The organism is Streptomyces sp. EDA2-14 (assembly GCF_054963755.1).
Genome location: NZ_JBUEGE010000004.1, coordinates 472833 through 494579, shown reverse-complemented (window position 1 = coordinate 494579; position 21747 = coordinate 472833). Strand labels below are relative to the sequence as shown.

The 21747-nt window shown below is 72.4% G+C and carries 23 protein-coding genes; 14 read left to right on the top strand and 9 right to left on the bottom strand.

Annotated elements, in window-relative coordinates; all coding sequences use genetic code 11:
* Positions 1-57: 57 nt before the first annotated feature.
* Both ACY34M_RS15490 and ACY34M_RS15485 read right to left on the bottom strand, forming a co-directional pair.
* Positions 58-1080, bottom strand: coding sequence for an alpha/beta hydrolase (locus tag ACY34M_RS15490; RefSeq protein WP_462718221.1), 1023 nt, complete (start codon positions 1078-1080; stop codon positions 58-60).
* A gap of 64 nt (positions 1081-1144) precedes the next feature.
* On the bottom strand, positions 1145-2275 hold the full coding sequence (locus ACY34M_RS15485; RefSeq protein WP_462718220.1) for an LLM class flavin-dependent oxidoreductase: 1131 nt from the start codon (positions 2273-2275) through the stop codon (positions 1145-1147).
* A gap of 147 nt (positions 2276-2422) precedes the next feature.
* Here ACY34M_RS15485 and ACY34M_RS15480 point away from each other — a divergent pair, with 147 nt between their 5' ends.
* The 4 genes from ACY34M_RS15480 (at position 2423) to ACY34M_RS15465 (ending at position 4544) form a co-directional block, all read left to right on the top strand.
* A complete protein-coding gene (locus ACY34M_RS15480; RefSeq protein WP_462718219.1) occupies positions 2423-2965 on the top strand; it encodes a heme-binding beta-barrel domain-containing protein in 543 nt (180 codons plus the stop codon).
* A 25-nt stretch (positions 2966-2990) separates the two neighbouring features.
* The gene (locus ACY34M_RS15475; protein WP_462718218.1) at positions 2991-3593 is read left to right on the top strand and encodes a PadR family transcriptional regulator; all 603 of its coding nucleotides are present in this window, start codon (positions 2991-2993) and stop codon (positions 3591-3593) included.
* A gap of 78 nt (positions 3594-3671) precedes the next feature.
* The gene (locus ACY34M_RS15470; RefSeq protein ID WP_462718217.1) at positions 3672-3797 is read left to right on the top strand and encodes a hypothetical protein; all 126 of its coding nucleotides are present in this window, start codon (positions 3672-3674) and stop codon (positions 3795-3797) included.
* Positions 3798-3860: 63 nt separating this feature from the next.
* Positions 3861-4544 carry a glycerophosphodiester phosphodiesterase gene (locus ACY34M_RS15465; protein WP_462718216.1) on the top strand — a complete coding sequence of 228 codons (684 nt, stop codon included), beginning with the start codon at positions 3861-3863 and terminating at the stop codon, positions 4542-4544.
* Here ACY34M_RS15465 and ACY34M_RS15460 read toward each other — a convergent pair whose 3' ends face one another.
* On the bottom strand, positions 4545-5081 hold the full coding sequence (locus ACY34M_RS15460; protein ID WP_462718215.1) for a GNAT family N-acetyltransferase: 537 nt from the start codon (positions 5079-5081) through the stop codon (positions 4545-4547). It lies immediately after the preceding gene.
* A gap of 78 nt (positions 5082-5159) precedes the next feature.
* On the opposite strand from ACY34M_RS15460, the gene ACY34M_RS15455 reads away from it, so the two are divergent.
* Positions 5160-5552, top strand: coding sequence for a VOC family protein (locus ACY34M_RS15455; RefSeq protein WP_462718214.1), 393 nt, complete (start codon positions 5160-5162; stop codon positions 5550-5552).
* Between the two features lie 251 nt (positions 5553-5803).
* Positions 5804-7234, top strand: coding sequence for an NAD(P)/FAD-dependent oxidoreductase (locus ACY34M_RS15450; RefSeq protein ID WP_462718213.1), 1431 nt, complete (start codon positions 5804-5806; stop codon positions 7232-7234).
* Between the two features lie 30 nt (positions 7235-7264).
* On the opposite strand, the gene ACY34M_RS15445 is transcribed toward ACY34M_RS15450, so the two are convergent.
* Positions 7265-8668 (bottom strand): MFS transporter, encoded by a 1404-nt coding sequence (locus tag ACY34M_RS15445; protein ID WP_462718212.1) that lies wholly within the window; start codon positions 8666-8668, stop codon positions 7265-7267.
* Positions 8669-9133: 465 nt separating this feature from the next.
* Here ACY34M_RS15445 and ACY34M_RS15440 point away from each other — a divergent pair, with 465 nt between their 5' ends.
* From ACY34M_RS15440 to ACY34M_RS15430, 3 genes are read left to right on the top strand one after another with little or no spacing between them, the layout of a single operon-like run.
* Positions 9134-10249, top strand: coding sequence for a Gfo/Idh/MocA family protein (locus tag ACY34M_RS15440; RefSeq protein ID WP_462718211.1), 1116 nt, complete (start codon positions 9134-9136; stop codon positions 10247-10249).
* On the top strand, positions 10246-11199 hold the full coding sequence (locus ACY34M_RS15435; protein ID WP_462718210.1) for a DUF6807 domain-containing protein: 954 nt from the start codon (positions 10246-10248) through the stop codon (positions 11197-11199). Before ACY34M_RS15440 ends, ACY34M_RS15435 begins: the two co-directional genes overlap by 4 nt.
* Positions 11193-11948, top strand: coding sequence for a cupin domain-containing protein (locus tag ACY34M_RS15430; protein ID WP_462718209.1), 756 nt, complete (start codon positions 11193-11195; stop codon positions 11946-11948). Before ACY34M_RS15435 ends, ACY34M_RS15430 begins: the two co-directional genes overlap by 7 nt.
* A 75-nt stretch (positions 11949-12023) precedes the next feature.
* Here ACY34M_RS15430 and ACY34M_RS15425 read toward each other — a convergent pair whose 3' ends face one another.
* The 3 genes from ACY34M_RS15425 to ACY34M_RS15415 all read right to left on the bottom strand — a co-directional run bounded on the left by ACY34M_RS15425 (position 12024) and on the right by ACY34M_RS15415 (position 15831).
* Complete coding sequence (locus tag ACY34M_RS15425) at positions 12024-13463, bottom strand: SMI1/KNR4 family protein (RefSeq protein WP_462718208.1); 1440 nt, start codon at positions 13461-13463, stop codon at positions 12024-12026.
* A gap of 101 nt (positions 13464-13564) precedes the next feature.
* Positions 13565-14101, bottom strand: coding sequence for a MarR family winged helix-turn-helix transcriptional regulator (locus tag ACY34M_RS15420; protein ID WP_462718207.1), 537 nt, complete (start codon positions 14099-14101; stop codon positions 13565-13567).
* Between the two features lie 56 nt (positions 14102-14157).
* Entirely contained in the window at positions 14158-15831 is a 1674-nt protein-coding gene (locus tag ACY34M_RS15415; RefSeq protein ID WP_462718206.1) for an FUSC family protein, read from the bottom strand.
* A 186-nt stretch (positions 15832-16017) separates the two neighbouring features.
* On the opposite strand from ACY34M_RS15415, the gene ACY34M_RS15410 reads away from it, so the two are divergent.
* Positions 16018-16566 (top strand): DUF5134 domain-containing protein, encoded by a 549-nt coding sequence (locus tag ACY34M_RS15410; protein ID WP_462718252.1) that lies wholly within the window; start codon positions 16018-16020, stop codon positions 16564-16566.
* A 6-nt stretch (positions 16567-16572) separates the two neighbouring features.
* Here the strand turns inward: ACY34M_RS15410 and ACY34M_RS15405 are convergent, their stop codons facing one another.
* Positions 16573-16752: a hypothetical protein gene (locus tag ACY34M_RS15405; RefSeq protein ID WP_462718205.1), complete on the bottom strand. Its 180-nt coding sequence runs from the start codon at positions 16750-16752 to the stop codon at positions 16573-16575.
* A 147-nt stretch (positions 16753-16899) separates the two neighbouring features.
* Here ACY34M_RS15405 and ACY34M_RS15400 point away from each other — a divergent pair, with 147 nt between their 5' ends.
* The 4 genes from ACY34M_RS15400 to ACY34M_RS15385 all read left to right on the top strand — a co-directional run bounded on the left by ACY34M_RS15400 (position 16900) and on the right by ACY34M_RS15385 (position 20222).
* Positions 16900-17835 carry a M56 family metallopeptidase gene (locus tag ACY34M_RS15400; RefSeq protein ID WP_462718204.1) on the top strand — a complete coding sequence of 312 codons (936 nt, stop codon included), beginning with the start codon at positions 16900-16902 and terminating at the stop codon, positions 17833-17835.
* Positions 17836-17911: 76 nt separating this feature from the next.
* On the top strand, positions 17912-18598 hold the full coding sequence (locus ACY34M_RS15395; protein WP_462718203.1) for a phosphatase PAP2 family protein: 687 nt from the start codon (positions 17912-17914) through the stop codon (positions 18596-18598).
* A gap of 33 nt (positions 18599-18631) precedes the next feature.
* On the top strand, positions 18632-19327 hold the full coding sequence (locus ACY34M_RS15390) for an HAD family hydrolase (RefSeq protein ID WP_462718202.1): 696 nt from the start codon (positions 18632-18634) through the stop codon (positions 19325-19327).
* Between the two features lie 178 nt (positions 19328-19505).
* Entirely contained in the window at positions 19506-20222 is a 717-nt protein-coding gene (locus ACY34M_RS15385) for a TetR/AcrR family transcriptional regulator (protein WP_462718201.1), read from the top strand.
* Here the strand turns inward: ACY34M_RS15385 and ACY34M_RS15380 are convergent.
* Positions 20210-21709 (bottom strand): LVIVD repeat-containing protein, encoded by a 1500-nt coding sequence (locus tag ACY34M_RS15380; protein WP_462718200.1) that lies wholly within the window; start codon positions 21707-21709, stop codon positions 20210-20212. The genes ACY34M_RS15385 and ACY34M_RS15380 overlap by 13 nt on opposite strands.
* Positions 21710-21747: the final 38 nt, after the last annotated feature.

Below are 21747 nucleotides of genomic sequence, written 5' to 3'. Positions count from 1 at the left end.
CGCGTAAGGACACCGTATGCACGCGAGGTTCTCGACCACAAGGGGGACCTCGGGAAATTATCCTGCGCCACCCCCTTGATCACCGCTGTTTTTCCTGTGGTGGGCGGTGTCGGCGATCGCCTCTACCGCGCCGGCCAGGGCCTGCCGGGCGTCGTCCAGGAGCTCGGGAAACCCGAAGAACCCGTGGAACATCCCCGGGAAGTGCCCCTCCGTGACGGGGACCCCTGCGTCCCGCAGGGCCTTTCCGTACGCCCGCCCCTCGTCGCACAGCGGATCGCAGCCGGCGGTGACGATGTGCGCGGCGGGCAGTCCGGCGAGGTCCTCGGCAAGGAGGGGCGATACGCGGGGGTGGGCGGGGTCGCCGTCGGCCCCGAGGTACTGCTCGCGGAACCAGGCGCAGTGCGCCGCGGTCAGGAAGTAGCCCTCGGAGTTGGCGTCGAAGGAGCCGGACTTCTGGCGGGCGTCGGTGGCCGGGTACACGAGGATCTGCCGGGCGACGGCGGGGCCGCCCTCGTCCCGGGCGATCTGCGCGACGACCGCGGCGAGGTTCCCGCCCGCGCTGTCCCCCGCCACGCTCAACGCCGCCGGATCCGCTCCGAGTTCGTGCGCGTGCTCGGCGACCCAGCACAGGGCGGCGTACGCGTCGTCGACGGCGGCGGGGAACGGGGCCTCCGGCGCGAGCCGGTAGTCGACCGACACGACGACGGCGCCCGCGCCGCGGCACAGCGCGCGGGCGGTGTGGTCATGGCTGTCGAGATCGCAGATGACCCAGCCGCCGCCGTGGAAGAACACGACGACGGGCACCGGCCCCGCCGCCGCGTCGGGCTCCCGCTCCGGCCCCGGCTCCGGCAGGTACACGCGCACGGGTATCGCGGGCGCACCGGGCGGCCCGGGTATCTCCCGGTCCTCGACGGCCCCTACGACCGGCGCGGGAAAGGGCGAATCGGGCGCGGCGGCCAGAATCCGCCGCGCCTCGACGGCATCGGTGACGGCGCCGCCGAGGTCGGGGAACGCGGCGGCGACGGCATCGACGAGCGGGCGCGCTTCGGGGGCGAGGCGGTCGACGGGGGTGGCGGACACGGGCGGCTCCAGGATGGGTGTGGACGTACGGGACGGCGGACGGATTCCTGCCCAGCGAAGGGCCTCACGCACCGCCCTCGCCCCGGAAGTGCGGGATCACCTTCTCGCCCCACTGCCGGAGCGTCTCCATGCACGCCTCCTGCGGCACCGTGCCCATCTGGATCAGGCACATGATCTCGTCGGCGCCCGCGTCGCGGAGGCGTTCGACGTAGGCGATGGCGTCGTCGGCGGTGCCGTACGCGTGGTCGGCGTTGAAGGTGGCCGTGGCGGTGGGGCGGACGGGGATGTGGTGTTCGTGGAGGCGGGCGACGACCTGTTCGGCGGCCCGGCGCATCTCCTCCGCCTCGTCCGCGCCCTCCACGACCGCCTCGTCGGGGATGCCCGCGCCGCCGTACCAGTGGCCGATGGACTGCGCGAAGAAGCGCTGGCCGCGGATGCCGATGTTCCGGGCGGTCTCCCGGTCGTCCAGGACGATCGTCGGGCAGAGGACGGAGAAGTGGTCGTTGACCACCGAGGAGACGAGGCGCTCGGGGGTGCGGGCCGCGATCGCCGCGTCGTAGGCGCCGCGCATGTCGGCGATCGCCTCCGGGCCCGCGAACCCCATCACCAGGGCGCCGACACCCAGTTCGGCGGCCTGGCGCAGCGTCTCCGTGCGGCTGCACGCGAGGAAGAGCGGTGGATGCGGGGTCTGGGCGGGGCGGGGCAGGATCGGGTGCGGGTCGATGTCGAGGAGCGGGCCGTGGTGCTCCAGCTCGTCCTTCTCCCACGCCTTCCCGATGATCCGCAGCGCCTCCTCGACCTCCTGCGTGGTCCGTTCCTTGTCGACGCCGCACAGCGACGTCTCCTGCGTGGTGCCGCCGCGCCCTGCCCCGAGGTCGAGCCGCCCGCCGGACAGCAGATCGAGCATCGCGGCGCGTTCGGCCACGCGCGCGGGGTGGTTGAAGTTGAACGGCATGCACACCACTCCGTGTCCGACGCGGATGCGGGAGGTGCGCGCCGCGACCCAGGTCAGGAAGATCTCCGGCGCGGACATGTGCGCGTACCACTTGAGGGAGTGGTGCTCGACCGCCCAGATCCGGTCGAATCCCATCTCCTCCGCGAGCACGGCCTGTTCGACGCTGTCCCGCAGCAACTGGTGCTCGCGTTCGACGGTGGGGTCGGCGAGCTGGGCCTCGAAGATGACGCTGAACTTCACGGTGCCTCCCGGGAAGCGGACTGGCTGCCATATGACTAATAGCTATATGACGGCTCGTCAGAGATGGGAAGGGCCACGACGCTCCGCACCGGCGATCCGGACACGCTCTACGCTTCCCCGGTAACCCCCTAGCCCCAGGAGTCACCCGTGTTCGACCCCGCGTCCGCGCCGCCCCCGTACCCGTACGGCGAGACCCCCGAGCCGCACCCGCTGCTCACGCCCGTCCTCGGCCTGCTCGGCAGCTGGCACGGCCGCGGACGCGGCGAATACCCCACCCTGGACAGCGACTTCACGTACGCGCAGGAGGTGACGTTCAGCCACGACGGCCGGCCCTTTCTCCACTACGAGGCCCGGGCCTGGCTGATCGACGCCGACGACGCCCCCGTGCGGCCCGCCGCGCGGGAGAGCGGCTGGTGGCGGATCCAGCCGGAGGGTCGCGTCGAGGCGCTGATCACACAGCCCACCGGCATCGCGGAGATCATGGTCGGCCGGGTCACCGACGGCACGGTCGAACTCGCCACGCACACCGTGGGCCTCACCCCCACCGCCAAGCAGGTAGACGCCACGGGGCGGCGTTACGTCGTCGAGGGCGACACCCTCACGTTCAGCCACGACCTCGCGGCCGTCGGGCAGCCGCTCCAGCACCACCTCTCGGCCGAGCTCCGCCGAAAGCAGCCCTTGCGCCCGTGAACTCCGCTGGCTTCAATGCGGAGCCATGCCGACCACGCAGCTGCCGCCGACCGCCTGGGCCGTGCTCGGGCTGCTGTCCTTCCCGCCCGGAGAGCGGACCGGGTACGAGCTGAAGAAGTGGGCGGACGCGTCGCTGCGCTTCTTCTACGGCTCCCCCGCGTTCAGCCAGATCTACGCCGAGCTGCGCAGGCTGGAGGAGAACGGGTACGCCACGTCCCGGCGCTCCGGGCCGGAGGAGCCGCGCACCAAGCGCACGTACGCCATCACACGCGCGGGCAGGGACGCGCTCGCGCAGTGGGCGGCCGGCGACGGGGACACGACCGCCGTGTCGCTGCGTCACCCGGTCCTGCTGCGCGTATGGCTCGGGCATCTCGCCACCCCGGAGCGGCTGCGCACCCTCGTCGAGGAGCATGTGGCGCGCACCGAGGGCGAGTTGAAGGAGGTGCGGGACGCGGCCGCGCGGGCGGACGGCGTGGAGGCGTGGGCTCATCCGCAGATCGCGCTGCGCTGGAGCGAGCGGCATCTGGTGGCCGAAGTGGAGCTCGCGCGGGGCATGTTGGCGGACCTGGCGGCGCTGTCCGCCGCCCCCGAAGTCAACGCGGAGGGAGACGCGCCCACCACCGGGTGAGCGGGCTCGCGCCGGAGGCGATCCGCCCGGTAGGACGGGGCCGCATCCCTGCCCGTACCGCCCGGAGGCGCATCCGCCATGAGTACCCGTGCCGTCCTCGCCGCCGCCGTGATCACCGGATTGATCCTCGGGGTCGTGGGCACCAGAACCCATGACTCCGGCCCGTCCGGCACACACGGTTCCATCGTGGGGACGGCCCGTTAGGGTACGAGTCCTGTCGCGTCCGCGCGGCAGCACCGAGCCGCCGTCGACGGAAGCGAGACGACCTTGAACTTCCTCACCATCGGGCATCGCGGAGCCATGGGGGTCGAACCCGAGAACACCCTGCGGTCCTTCGTCGCCGCCGAGCGCGGGGGGCTCGACATCATCGAGCTCGATCTGCACCTGAGCAAGGACGGCGCGCTCGTCGTCATGCACGACGCGGACGTCGACCGGACCACGGACGGGCACGGGCCCATCGCCGAGAAGACCCTCGCCGAGCTCCGCGGGCTCGACGCGGGGCGCGGCGAGCGCGTGCCGGTGTTCGAGGAGGTGCTGGACGCGGTCGGCTCCCCGCTGCAGGCCGAGATCAAGGACGCGGCGGCGGCCCGGGCGCTCGCCGAGGTGATGCTGCGCCGCGATCTGGTGCACCGCGTCGAGGTGATCTCGTTCCACGACGAGGCGATCGCGGAGATCGCCCGGCTCGTGCCGGGCGTGCGCACCGCGCTCGTCGCCAGCCGCTACGGCACGGGCGTCGTCGAGCGGGCCGTCACGGCCGGTGCCACGACACTGGTGCTCAACATCCGGCGGCTCACCCAGGAGATCGTCGAGCACGCCCGCAAGGCCGATCTGCGGATCATCGGCTGGGTCGTGAACACGCAGGACGATCTGCGGCTCGTGCGGGCGCTCGGCCTCGACGGCGCGACCACGGACTACCCGGAGATCAAGCGCACCGGCCGCTTCACCGCGTGACTACGCGTCCAGTGGCTTGACGAGCAGCTCGAACCTGAGGTCGTCGCGCTGCGGGATGCCGAAGCGCTCGTCGCCGTACGGGAAGGGGCTGAACCGTCCCGTACGGCGGTAGCCGCGGCGCTCGTACCAGGCGATGAGCTCCTCGCGGGCGTCGATCACCGTCATGTGCATCTCGCTGACGCCCCACGTCTCGCGCGCCGTGCGCTCGGCCTCCGCGATGATCGTCTTGCCGAGCCCGGCGCCCTGCTGGGCGGGGCTGACCGCGAACATGCCGAAGTAGGCGTGGTCGCCCCGGTGCTCCAGCTGGCAGCAGGCGACGACCGCGCCGTCCCGCTCCACCGTGAGCAGCCGGCTGTCGGGGTCCTCGATGACCTCGAGGACGCCCTGCGGGTCGGTCCGCTGCCCCTGGAGGATGTCCGCCTCCGTGGTCCAGCCGGCCCGGCTGGAGTCCCCTCGGTAGGCCGACTCGATGAGCGCGACGAGCACGTCGACGTCCTCGGGCTCGGCGTCACGGAAGGCGAGGTCGACGGTGGTCATGGGCGGGTCTCCGGCTTCTCGGGCGACGGCGGGCGGGGCGCCGTCGAGGTTAACGCGACGGCACTACGCTGCGTCGGCATGGTTCACGTACTGAGCAGCAGGGTCCTGATCCACCCGACCGATCCCGAGCGGTCGCGGGCGTTCTACGGGGAGGCGCTGGGCCTCGCCGTGTACCGGGAGTTCGGCACCGGGCCCGAGCGGGGCACCGTGTATTTCCTGGGCGGCGGGTATCTGGAGGTGGCGGGGCGGGCCGCGGAGAGGCCGGTGCCGAGCCTGAAGCTATGGATGCAGGTGGCGGACGTGCGCGCGGCCCACGCGGAGCTGGCCGAGCGGGGCGTCACGGTGGTGCGGGAGCCGGTCGAGGAGCCGTGGGGGCTCGTCGAAATGTGGGTCACGGATCCGGACGGCCACGAGATCGTCCTCGTCGAGGTGCCGGAGCAGCACCCGATCCGGTACCGGCCGGGCATCTGACGACGCCCTGCGGGTCCCCTCCCCCGACGCCCTGCGGGTCCCCTCCCCCGGACTCCCTTCTCGCTCCCTTCTCGCTCCTCTCTCGCTCGAACGGCCTAGGAACTGTTCGCAGGGGTGTCCGGTGGGGTGCGGGGGCCCGTCCGGGGAAGCAGGATGACGTGAGTCAGGATTCGGCCGGGCCAAATCCGGATACGCAGGACCGACGACGCCCCACCGGTCCCACGCAGCCCACCCCAGGAGAGATCCGACATATGACCACTCCGCGGAACACCAGTGCTTCCCGTACGTCGTCCGTCCCCCGGATCCTGATCATCGGTGCCGGATTCGCCGGGATGGAGTGCGCGCACAAACTGGAGAAGGAGCTCAAGCCCGGCGAGGCGGTGCTGCGGCTCATCAGCCCCACCGCCCACCAGCTCTATCTGCCGCTGCTGCCGCACGTGGCCTCCGGCGTGCTCACCCCGCAGTCCGTGGCGGTGCCGCTGCGCCGGATGCTGCGGCGCACCTCGATCGTGCCGGGCGGCGCCATCGGCGTGGACCCGCAGGCCAAGGCCGTCGTCGTTCGGAAGATCAACGGCGAGGTCGAGGTCGAGCACTACGACTACCTGGTGCTGACGCCGGGCAGCGTGACCCGGCAGTTCGACATTCCGGGCCTCGACAAGTACGCGGTCGGCGTGAAGACGCTCGCCGAGGCGGCCTGGATCCGCGACCACGTGATCACGCAGCTGGACCTGGCGGCGGCCAGCTCCGACCCCGCCGAACGCGAGGCGCGGCTGCAGTTCGTGGTGGTCGGCGGCGGCTACGCGGGCACGGAGACGGCCGCGTATCTGCAACGCCTGACGACCGCCGCGGTCAAGCGCTATCCCGGTCTCGACCCGCGGCTCATCAAGTGGCACCTGGTCGATGTGGCGCCCAAGCTCATGCCGGAGCTGGGCGAGCGGCTCGGCGACAAGGCGATGGACATCCTGGAGCGGCGCGGACTGCACGTCTCGCTCGGGGTGTCGGTGGCCAGCGTCACCGAGGACACGGTGACGCTCACCGACGGGCGCGAGCTGCCCTGCCACACGCTGATCTGGACGGCCGGTGTCGCGCCGAGCCCCCTCGTGGCGACCCTCGACGCGGAGACCAACCGCGGCCGGCTCGTCGTGACGCCCGAACTGACCGTGCCCCGGGTCGACGGCGTGTTCGCGCTGGGCGATGCCGCCGCCGTCCCCGACATCGTCAAGGGCGGCGACGCGATGTGCCCGCCGACCGCGCAGCACGCGATGCGGCAGGGCTGGGCCGCGGCCCGCAACATCCTTGCCTCGGTGCGCGGCAAGCCGCTCACGCCCTACCGCCACAAGGACCTCGGCCTCGTCGTCGACCTGGGCGGTATTCAGGCCGTCTCGAAGCCGCTGGGCATCCAGCTGACCGGGCTGCCCGCCCAGGTCGTGGCGCGCGGCTACCACCTGGGCGCGCTGCGCACCCTGACGGCGCGGTTCCGCACGGCGGCCAACTGGGGCCTCAACGCGGTCGCGGGCGACGACTTCGTCCGCACCGGCTTCCAGCGCAACCGCCCCGCGACGCTCCGGGACTTCGAGATGACCGACGCGTACCTCTCCCCCGAGGAACTCCAAACGGTGGTGGCGGCAGAGGTCGAGGGCCGCTCCATGGCCCCGGAAAAGCCCCACCTCCCGATCACCTGACCGACTGGCCGCCGGGCCCGCGCCGCCGTCTCACTTCCCGGCGGCGCGCAGTTCCTCGTACTCCGTGCGGGACAGTGGCGTGGCGTTCGGGGTGCCGAGGTGGGCGAGGGGGATGCGGTAGGTCTCCGGGGACTTCCAGGTCGCGATCGAGGCGACGACGGTGATGACGAGGCAGAGCGTGCCGATGGTGAGCGGCACGTTCGCGGAGCCGGGCGGCGCCACCATCGTGAAGATCGTGGGCAGGAAGGCGACGATCGCCAGGCCGATGTTCTGTGCGAGGGCGAACCCGGTGACGCGGCGGGCCGCGGGGAACAGTTCCTGGAAGAAGCAGGCGAACGTCGCGTTCCAGGACTGGTAGGCGACGCCCCAGGACAGGACCGCGAGGACGAAGGTCAGCGGCACGTTGTTGGCGCCGACCGCCCACAGGTACGGGTAGCAGAGAAGTCCTGCCACCAAGCCTCCGGCGATCATGATGGGGCGGCGGCCGAAGCGGTCGGAGAGGTGGCCGAAGACCGGGACGACGAGCATGCCCGCCACGTTCGCGGCGATCTGGATCCAGAGGTAGACGCTGGTGCTCATGCCGACGCCGTAGCCGGACTGCGTCGCGTAGGCGCCGCCGAACACCGAGACCGTCACGCCGATGACGTTGACCAGCGTCATGCACACCGCGCGGACGATCTCCCGCCAGTTCTCGCGGAACGCCTCGACGAGCGGCACCTTGTGCGCCTCGGGGCCGGTCTCCTGCTGCTCCGCGAAGGTCTTCGTCTCCTCGACGCGCCGCCTGATCAGGAAGCCGGCGAGCACGACCACCGCGCTGAGGACGAACGGGATCCGCCAGCCCCAGGACGTGAAGGCCTCGTCGGACAGCAGCATCGACATGGGCAGGAAGATCGCGGCGCCGAGGATCTGTCCGGCGACGGTGCCGTGCAGGGCGAAGCTCGCGAGGAATCCGCGGCGGCCGTGCGGCGCGTGTTCGATGATCATGGCGCTGGCGCCGCTCAACTCCCCCGCCACGGCGAAGCCTTGCACGAGGCGGACGAGGGTCAGCAGGATCGGCGCGACGATCCCGACCTGTCCGTAGGTGGGCAGCAGCGCCACCATGAACGTGGAGACGCCCATCAGGAGCATGGCCAGGACCAGGACGTTCTTGCGGCCCTTCTTGTCTCCCCAGTGGCCGAGCACCGCGGCACCGATGGGGCGCGCGACGTAGCCGACGGCGTAGGTGCCGAGCGACGCGAGCACGGCGATCGTCGCGTTGCCCTCCGGGAAGAAGATCCCCGGGAAGACGAGCGCCGCCGCCTGGGCGTAGATGAACCAGTCGTAGTACTCGAGGGCACTGCCGATCCAGCCGCTCGCCGCGGCCTTCCTCGACATCGCCCGCCGGGCGGCGGGCGCCTCCGCGGTACGCGACTCCTTCGACGCGGTCACGCTCATGGCTCTCCTTGGTGTGATCCGGCCACCGCACTGAGTAGAAAGCGCTTGCACGACAGACGTCCGCAGTCGTTTTTGAAACGCTCCATTAATTGCGGCTCGCCCGCGGCGGCGACGCTGCTGGACGCGGGACTCCCGGCGTCCGCACTCGGCAGCGGCAGACGGTCGCACCGGACGACCGCCCCGCAGGCGAGGTACATACGAACCCGGCACGGACGCGCCTGTCAATGGATTCCGGGGCTTTTCCCGCCGCGCGGACGGGAGGCGACTGATACGTTTCAAGCGGCTGCCACTCGGACCACGACTTCGAATGCGCGCCGCCAGGGAGTCGCTTCAGGCCACCGCGGCGGCCACCGCCCAAGATCCGGGCCGACCCCCGTCCACCCCTTGTCCGGAGCCGCGCCACCCGCTTAGGGTCGACGCAACGGAAAGCGCTTTCCCTCCGATAGCTCTCCGCGAGGAACCCGCATGCCAAGCCCCTCACAACCGGTCTCCCGCCCGCGTGCCGCCGTCGTCGGCACCGGCGGGATCGTCACCGGCAGCCATCTGCCCGCCCTCACCGCCCTGCGCGACCGCGTCGAGCTCGTCGCCGCCGTCGACGTGGACCAGGGCCGCCTCGACGCCTTCCGCGCGAAGGCCGCCGACGCCGGGTTCGCGGACGTCTCCGCCCACACCGACCTCGGCGCGATGCTCGAAGAGGTGCGGCCCGACCTCGTGCTCATCGGCACCCCGCCGGTCTTCCACCGCGAGCAGACCGTCGCGGCGCTCAAGTCGGGCGCCTGGGTGCTCTGCGAGAAGCCGCTCACCCTGTCCCTCGCCGAGTACGACGAGATCGCCGCCGCCGAGGAGGCCGGCGACGCCTTCGCGTCCGTCGTCTTCCAGCACCGCTACGGCTCCGGCGCCGTGCACGCCCGCTCGCTGCTCACCGAGGGCGCGCTCGGCCGCCCGCTCGTCGCCCACTGCCAGACGACCTGGTACCGCGACGCCGCCTACTACGAGGTGCCCTGGCGCGGCCGTTGGGCCAGCGAGGGCGGCGGCCCCGTCATGGGCCACGGCATCCACCAGTACGACCTGATGCTGCACCTGCTCGGCGAGTGGACCGAGATCCGGGCCATGGCGGCGCGCCTCGTGCACGACACGGAGAGCGAGGACGTGTCGACCGCGCTCGTCCGGTTCAAGGACGGCGCCCTCGCCACGGTCGTCAACTCCGTGCTGTCGCCGGACGAGACGAGCCGTATCCGTATCGACTGCGAGAAGGCCACGGTCGAGCTGACGCACTTGTACGGGCACGGCAACGACGACTGGCAGTACACCCCGGCCCCCGGCGCCGAGCAGCCGCCCGCGCCGACCGAGGACGTGCCCAGCTCGCACACCGCGCAGCTGACCGCGCTGCTCGACGCGTACGACGCCGGCGCCCGCCCGCCCGGCAGCGGCCAGAGCGCCCGCAGCACGCTGGAGTTCGCCGCCGCGCTCTACAAGTCGGCCTTCACCGGCGCGACGGTCACGGCCGGCGAGATCGGCCCCGGCGACCCGTTCTACGCCGCGATGCACGGCGACCACCCGGATTGGAGCCCGCAGCAGTGAGCAGTGACGTCGGGAACACCCTTCAGGTCAACCACCTGCACGGCGACCGCATCGTGGTGCGCTCCGCCGCCACCGGCACGGACCTCTTCTCCTACGTCTACAAGCCGGACCCCGAGGCGTTCGAGGCCCGCAAGCCGTACGTGCATCCGCTGCGCACCCTGTCCGGCAACCTGGTCTCCGGCTACCGGCCGAACGACCACCGCTGGCACAAGGGCCTGCAGATGACGGCCAGCCATCTCTCCGGACAGAACTTCTGGGGCGGCAACTGCTACGTCCACGGCGAGGGCTATCTGCCGCTGCGCGACCGCATCGGCTCGATGCGGCACGACGGCTTCGACTCCGTGGACGCGGGCGACGACGAGCTGTGCTTCACCGAGCGCCTCACCTGGATCGAGAACGGCGGCGCCGAGTGGGCCCGCGAGCGGCGCGGGGTCCGGGTGCACTCGGTGGACGCCGCGTCCGGCTCGTACGCCGTCGACTGGTCGATCGAGCTGACGAACACCCGCGAGGACGGCGAGGCGCTGCGCTTCGGCTCGCCGACGACGGCGGGCCGCGAGATGGCCGGGTACACGGGGCTGCAGTGGCGCGGTCCGCGGGACTTCACCGGCGGCAAGGTCTTCGGGCCTCAAGGGGAGGCGCCGGACAGCGAGTTGATGGGCACGCAGGGCCCGTGGCTGGCGTTCACCGGTGAGCACGACGACGTGGACGCGCACTCCACGCTGGTGTTCGAGCACGCGCCGGAGAACCTCGACGAGTCGGCGGTGATCCACGCCTCGCACTGGTTCGTGCGCTCGCAGCCGATTCCGACGGTCGCGTTCTCCTGGGCGTTCTTCGACGAGTTCGCCCTGCCGGCGGGCGAGACCTTCGGCTACCGGTACCGGATCGTCGTCGCCGACGGCGCCTGGGACACGGAGCGGGTCGCGAGCCGTCTCAAGGAGCTCCCGTGGTGAGCCCCGGCGCGGGCGGCCTGGACCGGCCGCTGCCCGGCGGGATCGGCCTGTCGCACATCTCCGCGTACGACTGGCAGGCGGCGGACGGGGTGTGCGGCGGCAGTCCGCATCTGCACCTGGTGTGCACGGAGGCGTACGTCGTGACGGGCGGGAGCGGCGCCGTGCAGACGCTGAGCCCGGACGGCTACCGGAACACGCCCCTCGAAGCGGGGTCCGTCGCGTGGTTCGAGCCGGGCACGGTGCACCGCATGGTGCGGGGCGATGATCTGCGGGTCACCGTCCTGATGCAGAACAGCGGTCTGCCGGAGGCGGGCGACGCGGTGTTCACGTTCCCGCCGGAGTATCTGGCCGACCGGGAGAAGTACGCGGCCGCGGCCGCTCTTCCGGGGCCCGCGGGTCCCGAGGCGGAGGCCGCCGCGCGCCGTCGCAGGGATCTCGCGGTCGAGGGGTACCTGCCGCTGCGCGAGGCGCTGGAGGCCGGTGACGCGGAGCCGCTGCGCGCGTTCCAGCGGGCGGCGGCCGAGCTGGTCAGGCCGCGTGTCGCCGCCTGGCGCGAGCTGTGGCGCTCCGGCGCCCTGGCCGCCGCCGAGCGCACCGGCGCCCAGCTCGACGCCCTGGAGAAGGGCGCGGCGGACGGCTATCTGTCCGCGTCGACGGCCCACTCCGCGACGCCCACCCGCCACGGCGGCCTGGGCATGTGCGGCCGCCGCGAGGAGTACGGCATCGAGGGCGCGACGCTGCCGCGGTGAGGGGTGAGGGGTGAGGGGTGAGGGGGAGCGCACGAGGCGGGAGGCGTGGGCACTCCGGCACGGTGGCGACAGGTCCTATCCCTCCTCCCCCGTCTCCCCTGTCTCCCCCGTCGCCGGGCCGAGGTCGCCCTTGAGCAGGGTGCGGACGGTCTGCGGGCGGTTCCAGAGGGCCAGGATCTCGTTGGCCAGGTCCACCGTGGAGGGTGGGTTCTGTTGGCCATGGACCGTGATGGAGGCTGCCAAGAGGCCGCGCGGGACCGCCTTCGCGTCGAGCAGTGTCCGCCACTCCTCGGGGCCGAGGCGCAGGTATTCGAGCCGGGTGAGCCGGGCGATCTCCAGCGGGTCGGCAAGTGTGCCGGGGTAGGCGCACAGGGTGCGCAGCCGGGGCAGTCCGACGACCGGGGCGAGGCTGACCGGCGCGTCGTCCCACACGCCGATGGACAGTGCCTCCAGGCCGGGGTGCGCGGCGGCCTCGACGCTCGGTGTGCCCCGGATGTTGACGTGTGCCACAACGGGCCGCTCCTCGGTGTGCGAGGCCAGGGGTGTCTCGTCGTACAGCCTGTGGAGCACCAGGTCCGTCAGGGAGTCCGCGACGAGCTCGGCGCCGACGTCCTCTTCGTGGCCGATGAGGATGATCTGCCCCACGTGCCCGCGCGGGCCCGGCGTCAGGTCGACCGCGAGCCGGTCGCCCCCGCCGTTGTCACCGAACACGATCCAGCCCGGCGAACCGACAAGACCCTGCACGGCGTCGTCGGGTCCGGTGACGACTGCCTCCATGGCGCCGCCATCCCAGTAGCAGGGGCGCGACCCGACGTCGGCGATGGAGAAGGACTCCAGGGGGAACAGCTCCCACCCGACCGCCTCGTCGATCCGCAGCGCGGCCTCGTACTGGATGTCCGAGCCCTGCTCCCACGTCGGGTGGGCCACCCGGTAGAACGCCTTCAGTTCCTCGGGCAGTGCCGTACCGAGCCGCTCCTCCGTGGCGGCGAGCTCCGCCTCGGTCGCGACGGCGGCGTCGGGCACCCGCTCGCGCAGCGTCCGGGCCAGCAACTCCGGGTCCGCCGTCGGGGCCGGGCCCACGCCCGGTGTCGGCTCCGGCAGCCGACGCCAGGGCTCGGGCCGCGCGCCGTCGACCAGGACCAGCGTCCCCGGCTCCGCGCTGCCGATGCCCGTTTCGACGGCGGGGCTCTGCCCCATCACGCGCAGCGCGGTCGCCCCGGCCGGCTCGAACACGACGGAGAAGGTCACCTGGTCGACCCCGGCCGCGTCGAGCGCGTCACGCACCCGGCCCACCGCGTCGGACTCCTCCTGGCGGTCGTCGGCTCGAGCGGCACGCCCCGGCGCGGGCTCCGGCCGCTCCAGCGGAAGGCTCCAATCGCGCCGGCCTATTCGCCCGGCCGCGCGCGCGATGCCGTCGGAATGCCGCCGCGTGCCGCGGTCGCGCAGCAACCGCAGCACCGGGACCCAGGTGGCGAAGTCGTACAGCCCCTCGGAGGTGAGCCTCTGATCAACCATGCGACGACCTTAGAGTCCACCACTGACAACCGCCGCGGGCAGCGCGATCCCGCCGCTCGCGTCACCGACGTGCCCGCCCGGCGCTCGGGCGCGAGCGGCGCCTAGGGCCGGCCGCCGCCCAACCGGCCCTCGAGCTGCAACAGCAATTCACCCAGCAGCAGGCTCAGTTGCTCGTCCTTGCCAGCGCCGAGGCCCGAGAGGACCGCGCTCTCGTACGCGAGCTGGCTCGGCAGCACCTCGTCGACGAGGGCGCGGCCCTCGTCGGTCAGGCTGAGGTGGGAGACGCGACGGTCGCGGGTGTCGCCGCGGCGGTTGATCAGCCCGCGTTCCTGGAGCTGTTTGAGGCGTTTGGTGACGGCGGCGCCGGAGGCGAACGTCTCGCGGGCGAGGTCGCCGGGGGTCAGTTCGCGCCCGGTCCTGCGCAACGTGCCGAGCAGGTCGAACTCGGCCCGGGTCAGGCCCGCGTGCCGGAGCGGCGCGTCCTCGGCCTGCTGGAGCAGGGCGGCGCACCGGTTGATGCGGCCGATGATCTCCATGGGGCCGGTGTCGATGCCGGGGTGCACGGCCTGCCACTGCCGTACGACCGACGACACGATGTCGAGCGGCCCCGTTGCCGCCGCGCCTTGCTGCGTGCTCATGCCTGCCTGACCGGACCTTCCTCATGGGCCGAACGGTGTGCGTCCGCCACTATCCGCTACTGCTGGGTGCCCGCACCACTCGGGGCGGGAGCGCCCGCCTCGCCCGCCTGCCGCCGCACCGTGGCCGCGAGGGTGCGGTGCCCGGCCTGTTCGGAGGCGAGGATCCGCTCCTCGGGCAGGGCGCGCTGCCACCACTCGCCGGCGGCGGTGTCGGCGGCGGCGCGGAGTTCCACGATCGCGGCGACGAGGCCCCGGCGGGCCGTCTCCAGGGCGGCGTGGCCCGGGGCGGGCTGGGCGAGGGTGCGCTCGGCGGCCTCGCGGGCGGTGTCGCTCGCGGTGAGGGCCGCCTCGATGCCGTCGGTGGCGCGTCGGTTGGTGACGGCGATGGCCGCGACGACGCCGAGCACGGCTCCGACGAGGGTGTCGACGAGGCGGTCGCCGATCAGTTCGCCCGGCTCCTGGTAGCGGGCGAACTCGGTGACCAGGAGCGCCATCGGCGTCACGCACAGGCTGCCGAGCCAGTAGTTGCGGGTGATGAGCGCCTCGGCCCCGAAGTTGAAGACGAGGCAGCACAGGACGAGCGCGATCTGGCTGGCGTGGGCGAGCGGGACGACGGCGGCGAAGACGAGGACGCCCGCGATGTTGCCGACGACGCGCTGCACGCCGCGGCTCCAGGACAGCGTGAGGTTGGCCTGGTAGAGCGAGGCGGCGGTGACCAGCGCCCAGTAGGGGCGGCCGACGCCGAGGGCGAGCGAGCCGTATCCGGCGAGCGCGCATCCGACGAAGGTACGCAGGGCGATGGGCAGCACCGGGGAGCCGGGGCCGATCCGGCGCCACAGCGAGGGCTTGCCGCCCGCGATCTCGGCCTCGATGCCGAGCAGCTCGTCGTCCATCCCGGCGATGCGGGCGGGCCGCGGCACCGCTCCCGCGCCGCGCAGTCCGGCCGCCCACGCGCGGAGCTGGGCGGCGTCGGTGTCGCCGGGGGCCGCGATGGCGACCTCGGCACGCAGCACGAGCCGCTCCAGGGCGCGGCGTGCCTCGGTGCGTGCCCCGGTGGCGAGCAGCGACTGCCACGCGCCGTGCACCGCGGCAGCGGCAGCGCCCCTGGCGGGCGCGTGCTCGGGCCGCTCGACGTACGCGGCGGCGGCGTTCAGGGCGCGGGCGGTGGCCCGCCGCTCGGGGCCGTGCGGGCGGACGAGGGCGGGGGCCATGCCCACGATCCAGGACACGGCACCGGCGGCCAGCGTCAGCGCGAGGTGGCCGGGCACCTGGTCGAGGGGCTGCGGCGCGAACAGGGTCGCGGAGCTGATGAACGTGAAGATCAGGTGTCCCGGCGGGCCGATCCGGGTGGCGTCGCAGAGCGCCTTCTGCGCGGCGGCGAGCAGCGCGCCGACGGCGACGAGGACGGCCGCGGACGAGGTGAGCGAGGCGGAGACCTGGGCGACCGCCACCCCGGCGAACATTCCGAGGATCACCCACACGAGGGCACGCGCGCGTGCCGCGTACGGGAGGTGGTGTCCGTACAGGGCGCACAGGCTGCCCGCCATCGTGTACATGGCGAGGTCGAGCCGGCCGAGGGCGAGCAGCGCCAGGTTCGGTATCGCGGTGGCGACGACGACGCTGGTGGCGGGCTTGATCCAGGTGTCGGACGGCTTGTTGAGGCGCAGCACTCCGGCGAGCGGGAGGCGGTGGACGGCGGGGGTGCGTTGTGACGGTGGTGTGCTGCTCATAAGAAAACCTTAGCAGGTGTTTTACCTGTAAAGGATTGGGTGGTGACCACCGTGATCGGTTCCACACCGTCTTCGCGCCCACCCGTGCTCCCCTGCGCCGCCATACGCCCCCGCCCGCCGGGGCATCTCCAGGACGGACACCGACGAGGAACCACCGACGACGAGACGGACAAGATGGGGGACCCGGTGCACGGACCGCTCTCGGCCGCCTGGCTGCTGGTCGCGCTGTGCGCGGCGACCGGCGCGTACTGCCTGCTGCGCCTGCGCAGCGACGTCGAGGAGCAGCGCCGCACGGCCGGCGGCGAGGCCCTGATGGGATTCGGGATGGCGCTGATGGCCGTCCCCGCCGCGGTGCTCGCGCCCCCGCACTGGGTGTGGCTGCTGTACGCGACCGTGTTCGGGGCCGCCGGGCTCCGCGCCCTGTGGGCCGCCCGGAGCGGGGCCCATCACCTGCACCACCTGGTGGGCACGTTCGCCATGGCGTACATGGCGGTGGCGATGGCCGTCCGCCCCGGCGCCCACGCGCAGCACGGCGGCGCGGGCGCCCCGGCGCTGACCGGGGCGCTGCTCCTCTACTTCGCGGTGTACGTCCTGTGGTCGGGCGCCCGCCTCGTCCCGGCCCCGCGGACCGCCGGCGCACCGGCCGCCGCGGGCTGGGGCGACCGCCCGGAACTGGCCCGGGCGTGCCGCCTGTCGATGGGCATCGGAATGCTGGCGATGCTCATGACGATGTAGCGCGCCTCACGGGAAGAACACGATCCCCGCCGCGACGATCACCACCACGGCGATGACGATCAGGGCCGTCCCCAGGAGTCCGCGGTGCTTGACCCGCTGCCTCGGACCGCCGCCGCGCGGCCTGTCCTCGGGCAGCCGGGCTCCCGGCGAGCGCTGGTAGAAGTCGGTGTTTCCAGTGTTCGTCATGGTTGCTCCCTTCTCCTGCGCCACTCCACGAGTGCCCTGCGCGATGCGCCCCAATCACCTCTTGCGCGATCAACGAAACCGTGGCGTGCGTCACTTGAAGGCACAGGCCATACCCGTGGGTAGTGCCTGGCTCATAGGGTGACGGCCATGACGGTCCCCGTAGCACTGTTGCTGCTCGGCTCCCTTGCCGCCCTGATCGCGCCGAGGCTGCTCGCGCGCGCGGACTGGACGGAGCGGGAGCCGATCGTCGCGCTGTGGGCGTGGCAGTGCGTGGTGGCGGGTGTCCTGCTGTGCTGCGCCCTGTCGATGACGTTGAGCGCGGCGGCGGCCTGGGGCGCCGTGCGCGGCCATGTCTTCGCGGCGGCGCCGCACGGGGTCGTGGACGCGTACGCGCTGCGCGCCGCGGGACCCTGGGCGGCCACCGTCGCCGTGACGCTCGCCCTGGGCGGGGTGTGGACGGCGGCGATGCTGGTGCGCGAGGTGCACGGCGCGCGGGCGAGGCGACGCGTGCGGCGCGCGGAACTCCTGGACCGCGCCCCGCTGTTGCCGGGCGAGGAGCCAGGCCCCGACCGCCTCGTGATCCTGGAGGGCAAGCGCCCGGACGCCTGGTGGATGTCGGGTCCGACGCCCCAACTGGTCCTCACCACGGCCGCGTTGCAGCGCCTGAAGGGACGCCGGCTCGATGCGGTGCTCGCGCACGAGATGGGGCACGCGCGGTGGCGGCACGACTGGCTGCTGCACTGCTCGGGCGCGCTGGCCTCCGGTTTCCCGCAGATTCCGGTGTTCGCCTCGTTCCGGGACGAGATGCACCGCCTGGTGGAGCTGGCGGCGGACGACGTGGCCTCGCGGCGCTTCGGCCGCATGAGCATCGCGCTCGCCCTGGTCGAACTGAACGAGGACCGCGGAGTGTTCGGCCCCTGCCCCACGACGCACGCGCACGTCCCGCAGCGCGTGCACCGGCTGCTCGCGCCGCAGTCCCGCCTGACGCCCGCGCACCGGCTGCGCCTCACGGCGGCCGCCGCACTGATCCCGCTCGTGCCGCTCCTGGTCACGTTCGTCCCGGCCCTGCGGGCGCTGGGATAACGGCACGCCGCCCACAGCGCGCCACGCGGCCCGCCGGGATGGCCCGCGCGGCGTCCGATGAGCGAGGATCGTGCCCATGCACCCGGCACGGCTCGACTCCCCGCCCCGACGCCCCCGCACCGTCCGCCCGCTCGCGCTCACGGCCGCCCTGGCCCTGTTCTCCGTTCTCCTGCTCGTCCTGGTGGCGGTCCGCTGGAGCCCGCTGATGGGCGCCGACCGCGATCTCGCCCGCTCCCTGCACGGGCGGGCCCTCGCCGACCCCGGCGTCACCCGCGTAAGCCGCGTCCTGACCGACTGGGTGTGGGACCCCTGGACCATGCGACTGCTGTGCGCGGCGATCGTGGTGGCGCTCCTGCGGAGATCGCGGGACTGGACGCTCGCCGGGTGGGTGGCGGCCACCTGCCTCGTCGGCACGCTGCTGCAGCAGGCCCTGAAGGCGGCCGTCGACCGGCCGCGCCCGGTGTGGCGCGAACCGGTGGACTCGGCGCACTACGCGGCGTATCCCTCGGGGCACGCGATGACGGCGGCCGTGGTGTGCGGGCTCGCCCTGTGGCTGCTGCGGCGGTACGGGGCCGGGCGCCTGCTGTGGCGCACCGCGCTGGCGCTCGCCGTGGTGTCGGTCATCGGCGTCGGCCTGACCCGCCTGTGGCTGGGCGTCCACTGGCCATCGGACGTGCTCGGCGGCTGGCTCCTCGGAGCGCTGACCGTGACGGCGTCCACGGCGGCGTACACCCGATGGATCGCGCCCAATACGCGTGCTTGACCGGCGTGTTCGCCGCGCCGGAGGATCGACGGCATGACGATCAAAGCCGTGCTGTTCGACTTCTCCGGGACGCTCTTCCGCATCGAGTCCACCGAGTCCTGGCTGCGCGCCGCGCTCGACGAGACCGGACTGGCGCTGCCGGCGGCCGAGTTCGCGCGGGCGGCCGAGGGACTGGAGGCGGCGGGGGCGCTGCCGGGCGGCAGCACGCACCAGATGAACGTCCCCGAGCACCTCGCCGAGCTCGTCGCCGTCCGCGACGTCGACGCCACGCGGCACCGCGCCGCGTACACGGGCCTGGCCCGCCAGGTGCCGCTGCCCGACGAGCGGCTCTACGACGCCCTGTACGAGCGGCACATGACGCCCGCCGCCTGGCGGCCCTACCCGGACACCCACGCAGTGCTCGCCGGTCTGCGCGAGCGCGGCGTCCCGGTGGCCGTGGTCAGCAACATCGGATGGGACCCGCGCCCCGTCTTCGCCGGGCACGGCCTCGACCCGTACGTCGACGCGTACGTCCTGTCGTACCGGCACGGCGTCACGAAGCCGCATCCGCGGTTGTTCGCGGCGGCCTGCGAGGAGTTGGGCGTGGCGCCCGGTGACGCGCTGATGGTGGGCGACGACCGGCGCGCGGACGGCGGGGCCGCCGAGCTGGGCTGCGCGCTGCACTTCGTGGACCACCTGCCGACCGGCGACCGGCCCGACGGGCTGCGGCCCGTGCTCGACCTGGTCTGAGCCCAACGGACGACGCCGCCCGTCCGTCGATGCCCCCCCCCGAAGCGGCCGCATTCCGACGATCCCCCGCGTCGCCGGAATACGCCCGCCCCTCCCGTGCGCACCACACCCCAACGGGCCGATGGCCAGGAAGCGCTGAGTATAGTTGGCTGCGAGCCAGTCAACGCAGGAGTCAAGGATGTCCCCCCGCAGCGCATCGGTCAATGAGGAGTTGCGCCGACGTTCCCGCGAGCGGCTTCTTCAGGCGACACTCGAACTCGTCGGGGAGCGCGGGTACGACGCGACGACGCTCGGCGACATCGCCGACCGCGCCCGCTCGGCGCGCGGCCTGGTCTCGTACTACTTCCCCGGAAAGCGGCAGTTGCTGCAGTCCGCGGTGCACCGGCTGATGCACCGCACGCTGGAGGAGGCGCTGGAGCGGGAGCCGCGACCGGGACTCGACGACGGGGACGAGCGGCTCGCCCGCGCCATCGACGCGATCCTGGGCCTGGCCCGGGACCACCCGGTCCTCATGCGCACGCACATGGCGGGGATCCTGCACGCCGAGGGCTTCGTGCAGTGCCCGGAGCAGCAGCGGCTCGCCGCGCTGCTGCGCGAGACCGTCGTACGGCACGGGACGCTCGACGTGGAGACGGACTATCCGCTGCTGCGCGCCCTGTTGATGGGCGCGGTGTTCTCGATCCTGGTGCCCGGCGTGCCGATGCCGATGACGACACTGCGCGCCGAGCTGTTCCGCCGCTACGCACTGGAGTGGCAGCGGGGCTTCCCGCCGGACGACGGGGATGACACGTCGTCCGGCGAGCGCCCCGAGCACGACAGAGCGGCCGATTTCTCACGCTACTTCGAGCCGCTCTCGCCTGCCGTGCCCGAAGGCGAGCCGGTTCAGTCGAAGTAGTCCGGCTGCGTCTGGACGTTCAGCTCACCCAGGCGGATCTTCTGGGCCGGGTCGGTCCGGGCATCCTTGATCTTCAGGACGTCGAAGCCCTTCGCGATGTCGTTCGAGTACACGTACCCGTTGTAGTAGTAGGCGGACCACGAGCCACCGGTCGTCATCTGGTCGGTGGTGAGCGGACCGCGCTCGAAGTAGCCGATCTCCTTGGGCTTGGCGGAGTCGGTGAAGTCCCAGACCGAGACGCCGCCCTGGTACCAGGCCTGCACCATGAGGTCCTTGCCCTTGACCGGGATCAGCGAGCCGTTGTGCGCGACGCAGTTCTCGGTGTCGGCCTGGTGGCGCGGGATCTTGAAGTAGCTCTTGAAGACGAGCTTGCGCTTGTCGCCCTTGCCGGTGATGTCGTAGATGCCGTCGGCGCCGCGGTTCGGGCCGATCTCGGCGTTGCAGGTGGCCGCGCCACCGCCGCCCAACTCATCGGTGAAGACGACCTTGTTGGCCTTCTGGTTGAACGTCGCCGAGTGCCAGAACGCGAAGTTGACGTTGTCCTGGACCTGGTCGATGACCTTCGGGTTCTCCGGGTCCTTGATGGAGAACAGGATGCCGTCGCCCATGCAGGCGCCCGCCGCCAGGTCCTTGGAGGGCAGGACCGTGATGTCGTGGCAGCCGGTGGTCTTGGAGACGCCCGGGTTGGTGGGCGCGCCGGGGTTGCCGCCACCGTCCGCACCCTCACCGGGGAAGAGGACCGGGAAGTTCACGACCGCCGCCTTCTGCGGGGCGTTGCGCGGCACCTTGATGACCGAGATGCCGTCGTGCGGCGGCTGGCAGTCGGGGAACGTCGCGCTGGGCGAGTACGAGGACACGTACACGTAGACGTTCTTCTTCTCCGGCACCAGCGTGTGGGTGTGCGAGCCGCAGGCGGTCTCGACGGCGGCGACGTACTTCGGGTTCTTCTTGTCGCTGATGTCGAAGACCTTCATGCCCTCCCAGGACGACTTCTCGGTCGCCGGCTGGGTGGTGGAGGCGCAGGAGTTGTCGCTGCGGGAGCTGTCCGTGGACAGGAACAGCAGGTTCCCGGAGACGGAGACGTCGTTCTGGGATCCGGGACACAGCACCTGGGCGACCGTCTTCGGTGCCTTCGGGTTGCTGATGTCGAAGACACGGAAGCCGTCGTAGTTCCCGGCGAAGGCGTACTTGCCCTGGAAGGCCAGGTCGGAGTTGGTGCCCGGCAGCGCGTCCTTGGGGATGTTGGTGACGTGCTCGACGTTGTCCGAGTGGACGACCTCGTCCTGGCCGGGTATGTCGCCGGCCGATATCGCCTTCTCGACCTCGGCCTCTGTGCTCTTTGAAACGCTCTTGGGCGCCGCCGACCTGTCGCCCGGGTCGGGCGTCGCCGAGACGGGGCCCGCGGCGAGCAGCGCCGCGAGGAGCCCGGCCGCGGCCGTGGCAACTCCCAGGCGTCTGCGGCGCGTTCGGGGGGAGTACAGGGTCACTGTTGTCTCCTTGATGACGGTGACTTCGTTCGTACGTG

What these genes read in the sequence shown, in the direction of transcription:
- ACY34M_RS15475 (WP_462718218.1), top strand. Translation starts at nt 2,991, where the DNA reads ATGCCGACCACGCAGCTGCCGCCGACCGCCTGGGCCGTGCTCGGGCTG.
- ACY34M_RS15470 (WP_462718217.1), top strand. Translation starts at nt 3,672, where the DNA reads ATGAGTACCCGTGCCGTCCTCGCCGCCGCCGTGATCACCGGATTGATC.
- ACY34M_RS15460 (WP_462718215.1), bottom strand. Translation starts at nt 5,081, where the DNA reads ATGACCACCGTCGACCTCGCCTTCCGTGACGCCGAGCCCGAGGACGTC.
- ACY34M_RS15455 (WP_462718214.1), top strand. Translation starts at nt 5,160, where the DNA reads ATGGTTCACGTACTGAGCAGCAGGGTCCTGATCCACCCGACCGATCCC.
- ACY34M_RS15450 (WP_462718213.1), top strand. Translation starts at nt 5,804, where the DNA reads ATGACCACTCCGCGGAACACCAGTGCTTCCCGTACGTCGTCCGTCCCC.
- ACY34M_RS15445 (WP_462718212.1), bottom strand. Translation starts at nt 8,668, where the DNA reads ATGAGCGTGACCGCGTCGAAGGAGTCGCGTACCGCGGAGGCGCCCGCC.
- ACY34M_RS15440 (WP_462718211.1), top strand. Translation starts at nt 9,134, where the DNA reads ATGCCAAGCCCCTCACAACCGGTCTCCCGCCCGCGTGCCGCCGTCGTC.
- ACY34M_RS15425 (WP_462718208.1), bottom strand. Translation starts at nt 13,463, where the DNA reads ATGGTTGATCAGAGGCTCACCTCCGAGGGGCTGTACGACTTCGCCACC.
- ACY34M_RS15420 (WP_462718207.1), bottom strand. Translation starts at nt 14,101, where the DNA reads ATGAGCACGCAGCAAGGCGCGGCGGCAACGGGGCCGCTCGACATCGTG.
- ACY34M_RS15415 (WP_462718206.1), bottom strand. Translation starts at nt 15,831, where the DNA reads ATGAGCAGCACACCACCGTCACAACGCACCCCCGCCGTCCACCGCCTC.
- ACY34M_RS15405 (WP_462718205.1), bottom strand. Translation starts at nt 16,752, where the DNA reads ATGACGAACACTGGAAACACCGACTTCTACCAGCGCTCGCCGGGAGCC.
- ACY34M_RS15400 (WP_462718204.1), top strand. Translation starts at nt 16,900, where the DNA reads ATGACGGTCCCCGTAGCACTGTTGCTGCTCGGCTCCCTTGCCGCCCTG.
- ACY34M_RS15395 (WP_462718203.1), top strand. Translation starts at nt 17,912, where the DNA reads ATGCACCCGGCACGGCTCGACTCCCCGCCCCGACGCCCCCGCACCGTC.
- ACY34M_RS15390 (WP_462718202.1), top strand. Translation starts at nt 18,632, where the DNA reads ATGACGATCAAAGCCGTGCTGTTCGACTTCTCCGGGACGCTCTTCCGC.
- ACY34M_RS15385 (WP_462718201.1), top strand. Translation starts at nt 19,506, where the DNA reads ATGTCCCCCCGCAGCGCATCGGTCAATGAGGAGTTGCGCCGACGTTCC.